Below are 6,237 nucleotides of genomic sequence, written 5' to 3'. Positions count from 1 at the left end.
AAGGGTTTGAATTCGCAACTCCTTATTTTTTCTAGCTTTCGCTTCCACGCAACAATGCCACGCAGGGACGACAGGCTCTGAGACATTTGAAGCATAATTAATGGCCGTGAGTCCGGACTGCACTTCGTTTAGCCCCAACCTAATATTAGTTACGCCGGCACCCTGCGGCAATGTCTAGCGATCTTCACAAACAGTATAATAGCCGTGACGATAAGGATTGCTACGTGCTCTAAATTTATAATCACGGCACTGTTGGCCTCGATCATCGGTATAGCGTTTTTCCAAGCGAAATGAGAAATCACCAAAATTCATATCTTGTTGCCATTCTTTCTCTTGTCGTGCTTTATCTTCTTTTTCCATATTTTTAAAAAATTGACTGAGCTTACTGGCATAACCTACTGAAAAAAAGGAAGATAGAAGGAGGAGTACGATTATTTTTCTCATAATTGGTTCTCAATAAATCCAAATAGGACTGTATTAAACCACATTTACACTGAATAGGCAAAAAAGAGGCAATATGCCTTGCCTCTACTCATGATTGGAACCATTAGTTTCGTGGGTTTAGAGATTTATCTTGCTTATTCTCTTCTTCTAACCATAGCGGGGTTTTACACTGTTCTCTTATTTTGCTGAGCTCAAGGATCATTGCCGCATGGCTAGTCTTCGTTAACAAATAATCAATAAAACGGTAACTTTTAAATAATCCTGGTAAATGTTTCTTGGCATCGTCCAATGTCTGCATATTACCTGACTGCAAAGACGCAAAAAAAGTATCCAGATGCAAGGTAAACAGGGGTATTGTTGTTGCATTATATGTAGAAATACGCACAATGGATGAAAAGTCTATTTTATGAGCGCCATAAAAATTATACTCCATGGTATCGCTCATTTGAGATCCCACTTCATACAAAAAGCAAACTAATTTTTCATCGCTTAATTGATTAAGTCTGGAATATATATCGTCAATAATCACCTGCGCTTTTATAGCGCGACTGTTCCTATGAGCCTGCGGAATATGTAATTTATCGATAAATCTGAAAAAATTTAGAGCCAATATTTGATGCATTTTTTGCAAATCATAGGCAATCAAAAGACTATCTGGAATTTCGGCAAAAGCGGTTAAATTTGTATCGTTAAATAATTGAAAATTAACATAGCCTTCTCTTTTTTTAGAATGAGATAATTGTCGAGTATGCGAAAAATCTAATTCCAGATCCCCAAGATCTACTTTTCTTTGTTTTTCATTTAAAATAAAGCCAAGATCTCTTTGCTTATAAAAAACACATGGATTTTTATCTGGCATTTTTGCAGTATCTAAGACAAGTTCTACTGTATCGAGTTGTATGGCTCCTGGATCTATCTCATTGGCACCAAAGCAAATAACATTGGCATCCCCCCTTTTTCGATCACCAGAATCAAGCACCGAAGGTCTAAAAAACATATAATTTTGTAACAACGTTCGTCGGCCATATAATGCATCATTAAATATACTTTCAAGGGCCGCGTTTGCGGTGAAATGCCGTATTTCCGAGGAAAAAAGTTTTACTTGAGTCGCAGCTTTAACTAATCGCTCGGCAAGTTCTGTATTACATTGGGGTATATATGGTGTATTGGCATCATCTAATAATTGTTGGGCTGTAGACCGCGTTTTTTGAATGTAGCCCTCATGCCGCGCTGCAACGCGGCAAATTTCCTCTCTTTTCCTTTGCTGTGCGCGAAATATTCGTTGCAATTTAATCGTTTGCTCTTCAATAAACGCTAAATTATTATCATTGTTTTTTAAAATTGTTTTAATCGCTCTAGACGCATCTTGCTCATGTTGTGCAATTGCAATGGGTATTTGATCTGGTTCGAAAATATCGGCCCTGGGACGAGGAAAATAGTTACAAAATAATTTAATTAATGACTGATCATTAGTCGAAAAAATTTTTCTAATATAGATTTTATTAGCAATAAAATCAGGTAGAAGCTCAATGCCCTGCTGTTTGGGGGGGATTTTTGCGTGCCGAGCAACCACATGATCGACAAGAATAGCTTGCAATCCTTGTTCTATAAAACCTAGTTTTTTCTTATTAACTTCAGAGTGGCTATCTTTTGTTAAGAGATAATCTTCAATTGCGAACCAAAGCAGAAATTCTGCTTCATCGCCAAATTCTTTGAGCAAAGAAACATAATTGAGTAATACCTGATGCTTAATAAACTTAATGGAGGAAGAAGCAAACGGCTGGCTCATTAACTCATAGAGTAATTTATCAATATCTCCTTTTATTTGATAATTATACTCTTCCTTTTCATATTTACTAATCAACTGAATTATAAGATTTTCCGTTTCTTTCATATGAGGCCGAAAAATAATTAGACGTGTCAAATATTATACATATAGAGCGCAAAACCATCAATCAATGCCCGTATCACATTGAAAAAATAAAAATTTGAGCCCTCAATTGAGGTTTAGTAGCCCGGGCTTACTATCCGTGCTTATTACCCGAAACACCTAATTATAAAATCAGTTTTTGTTAATTTATATCAGAGGATATTCTGGTGCTTCTATCGAAGAACCAGGCACTAAAAAACTTTACTGCAACTGATTATAACATACGTTGATGATACACTAAGGCTACGGAGTCAATTAATTATTCAATACATAAGGGTAAATATGCGCCCATGTTTTTTTATCTTTGGTTTTGGCTACACCGCTAATTTTTTAGCACAGAAACTTTCTGAGTTAAATTTTCGCGTGATTGGGACAACACGTGCTCAAGAAAAAATAAAGCAAAGCACAACGTATGAGTTAATTAATTTTTCTCTGGACGAAGTAACAAAATACCTGTCTTTTGCGACACATATTTTAGTAAGTACCCCGCCAATAGCTGAGAGTGGTGATCCTGTGCTTACAAACTTTGCTGATTTAATTAGAGCTTATTCATCGCAGGTACAATGGCTTGGTTACCTTTCAACTACAGGGGTTTATGGCGATCATCAAGGCGCATGGGTTGATGAATTGTCAGCATCCATTTCACCTGGTAAATCAGGACGATTACGATTAGATGCCGAACAATCATGGATGTCCTTTGCAATAGCTCAACAACTACCGTTGCATATATTTAGATTAGCCGGTATTTATGGCCCCAAAAGAAATGCATTAGAGCGTATTATTGCCGGAAAGCAGTATTCTATTTACAAGGAAGGGCATTTTTTCTCCAGGATCCATGTAGATGATATCGTATCCATACTTCTTGCCTCAATTAAGCACCCGCAGCCTTTTGCAATTTATAACGTTGCGGATGATGAGCCGACACCATCGCATATTCTTGACGCCTATGCAGCCTCGTTGCTTCATTGTCCCCTCCTACCCCTTCAACCTTATGAAACAGCAAAGTTATCACCCCTGGAGCTTGATTTTTATGCCAATAATCGTCGTGTTTCGAATGCAAAAATAAAACAAGCGTTGGGCATCAATCTACACTATCCTTCCTATAAACAGGGATTAAAACAACTCTATAATTCTGTAAATGCACTTAATTAAATATCTTATGCTAAAATCTTAAAACCACATAAAAAGGATTGAATCATGTGCAAAATAAAACAAAAAGAACATGTCATCATAGGAGCATTTGCCTTACTTATTTCATCAATATCCTATGCAGCAACAATAACAAGTGATGTTTCATCAGCTAATGGCACGCCATTAGGAAAAGTAATTTTTGAAGACAGCAAATATGGTCTACTGATCAAACCGCAATTGTCTGGGCTTCCCGTAGGCATCCATGGTTTTCACATTCACCAACACCCTGACTGTGGTGATCATGGCATGAGTGCTGGTGCTCATTTAGATCCAGCTGCTACGAATAGTCATCAAGGTCCTTATGGACAAGGTCACTTAGGTGATTTACCCGTATTAGTCGTTGACGCTAAAGGAATGGCAACGATTCCTGTTTTGGCTCCTCGTTTGAAGACGCAAGATATTAAAGGACATGCAGTTATGATCCATGAGGGTGGAGACAACTATACGGACAATCCCCCACTAGGTGGCGGTGGCGCACGCATTGGTTGTGGAAAAATTTCGTCTTAAGTTATTTAATCGTTGATACATGTATGAATGAGCGTACTGGTATCAACGATTGTTATTTTAATAAAACGGAAGAAGAAATATGTTCTTAAATTGGATGGAATAAATCACCCGGCTCTCACTCAGAGGTTAAATAAGAACGTAAATGGCATCATCAATTTATTGCATAATTCACTCAGTATAGGCATAATTGCGCGCTTACCAAATAATCAACCAATTTGACTTTTAAGGGCGCAAAGAGAGCTTTTTTATGGGAACATCAAACCTTAGTCTCATAAAGCACGCATTTTTTACTCATTCATTAGAACAAAAAAACGCCCTCTCGTTTAAAGAGGATGATTTTGACTTAGATCAATTACGATTTGAGTTTTCTTCTTTATTGCAATTATTTATCGCCAATAAACAACATTGGTTAAAAGACGTCGAGGCAATATTCTATTTAAACACACTCTGTTATTTAATGATTTGCTATTATGAATATGATTATGCGGGTTCCGAGTTAAAAAAATTAAAAGAACAGAAAAAGGAAATTGAAGTATTTATTCGAGTCTATGTTTCTAGTAGAAAACAAGATGTAATTGATCCATCTTCCGCTTTTTTACTAGAAAATTTGAACGAGCCCCAATCTCCTTTGATTGACCTTTATAAATTACGTAAATATATTGGCGATATAAATGCCAAGAGATCTCACTTTAGCTACAGTCGTAATTTAGCCACACAAGCAATTACATACCTAGAAAAAAGCCCTATTTCTGATGTTATTTATGAATTGAACTCCATGCTTGGGAATCAATACAGCTTTGTCGAAGGTCTTAATTTATTAAATAATTCACGGGAAACAATCGCCCTATTGGGTATCGCTCTGCTTGCAATTCGTTTTCTGATTAATTTAATACTAATGCTCAAACATGTACTACAAGCCACCATCAATAAAGAGCTGTCAGCAACAAAAGTGTTAAAACAAGAGTTGGAAAGACGTTCTTTTATCATGGCAAGTGATTTAGTTTGGTCTGTAGTAAGTCTACTAACTACTTATAATAATTTCTTCCATATTTCTTCACTAGCAGTCTCTCCGATTGTTCTTTCTTTTCTAATATTTGATATTTTATTATTCTTAGCACAAGTTTTTTTTGAGGTAACAAAACATAATCAGCGTTTACACGAATTAATTACCCAAAAGAAGAATGCAGCGCTCTTTGAACAAGCAATCATTGAACGGCAAATTGATGTATTAAATGATGAGTGGGAAGTTCAATGTGCATATTATGCTATTAACATTTTAGGTGCCAACATATTAGCAAGCTGCTTTGCAATTACCCTACTCTATACAGGCCCTCTGGCAATTGCTGGTCTAGCCATATTTAGTATGCTCGGTAATGCATTATATAATACAGCCGAAGATTATAAAAAATATCAACAAAGCCGAGTCGCCGTAAAGCGTGAGTTATCTAACGGTGCGATTTTGCATGATACGCATCATCAAAAACTAATCGAACAACTTAATGAAGAATATAACCAGAATTACAGCCATTTTTTACAAGCCCTGGCCTTTAATGTCGGTGGAATTGCATTTATTATCACTGCAGCAGTAATTTCTTGGCCTATAGCACTCACCTTAACCCTTGCTTATGTAAGTTACCAACTAAACAACAGTAATCAACAAGGGGATAAAAATACCAGCAAAGAAGTTCCTCATGATATTTATCGTCTTTTAAATGCCGCACAAGATGCAGATTTGGTTCTGGAACATTCCTGCCAAGCCATTACTTTATAGACGATTCAGATCGCTCATGAAAAAGCGGGTATTGCCGGCGGTATCGCGGAATATTATCTATTGCTGCAAGTAATTTATTAGGAGAAAATAATAAACGGCTAATCTGAATCCTTCTCATAATACCCAAGCATTCGCGAGTATAAATATGTTACTCTTAGCTGCATATCAACTGATATTGTGTTAGAACAACCCCTAATTAAATTAAGGAAGAAGAAAAGTGAAGTTGTTTTTTAAGCATATTTTACGCTTGCTAACCTCTTCCTTATTGTCAATGCACTTTGCATTTGCTGCCCATCATACTGTCAATCTGACTGTAAAATACAAACTGGTCAATTTTGCTGGCAAAGTGACAAAAGCCATTGCAGTGAATGATAAAATTCCTGCACCAACCTTA

At 36.6% G+C, this 6,237-nt stretch carries 5 protein-coding genes; 3 read left to right on the top strand and 2 right to left on the bottom strand.

Translation table 11 applies throughout. From position 1 onward, the window contains the following. Positions 1–174: 174 nt before the first annotated feature. Both LDG_RS09485 and LDG_RS09480 read right to left on the bottom strand, forming a co-directional pair. Positions 175–444, bottom strand: coding sequence for a hypothetical protein (locus LDG_RS09485; protein WP_006871092.1), 270 nt, complete (start codon positions 442–444; stop codon positions 175–177). 103 nt (positions 445–547) lie between these two features. Next, positions 548–2,338, bottom strand: coding sequence for a hypothetical protein (locus tag LDG_RS09480; RefSeq protein ID WP_006871091.1), 1,791 nt, complete (start codon positions 2,336–2,338; stop codon positions 548–550). Positions 2,339–2,656: 318 nt separating this feature from the next. On the opposite strand from LDG_RS09480, the gene LDG_RS09475 reads away from it, so the two are divergent. From LDG_RS09475 to LDG_RS09465, 3 genes are all read left to right on the top strand, one after another. After that, entirely contained in the window at positions 2,657–3,526 is an 870-nt protein-coding gene (locus LDG_RS09475) for an SDR family oxidoreductase (RefSeq protein WP_006871090.1), read from the top strand. Positions 3,527–3,571: 45 nt separating this feature from the next. Further along, positions 3,572–4,072 (top strand): superoxide dismutase family protein, encoded by a 501-nt coding sequence (locus LDG_RS09470; protein ID WP_006871089.1) that lies wholly within the window; start codon positions 3,572–3,574, stop codon positions 4,070–4,072. 247 nt (positions 4,073–4,319) lie between these two features. Further along, complete coding sequence (locus LDG_RS09465) at positions 4,320–5,843, top strand: hypothetical protein (protein ID WP_006871087.1); 1,524 nt, start codon at positions 4,320–4,322, stop codon at positions 5,841–5,843. Positions 5,844–6,237: the final 394 nt, after the last annotated feature.

The organism is Legionella drancourtii LLAP12 (genome assembly GCF_000162755.2).
Classification (GTDB): Bacteria; Pseudomonadota; Gammaproteobacteria; order Legionellales; family Legionellaceae; genus Legionella; species Legionella drancourtii.
Note: the sequence above shows the minus strand (reverse complement) of the source record. Positions and strands in the feature narration are given on the sequence as shown.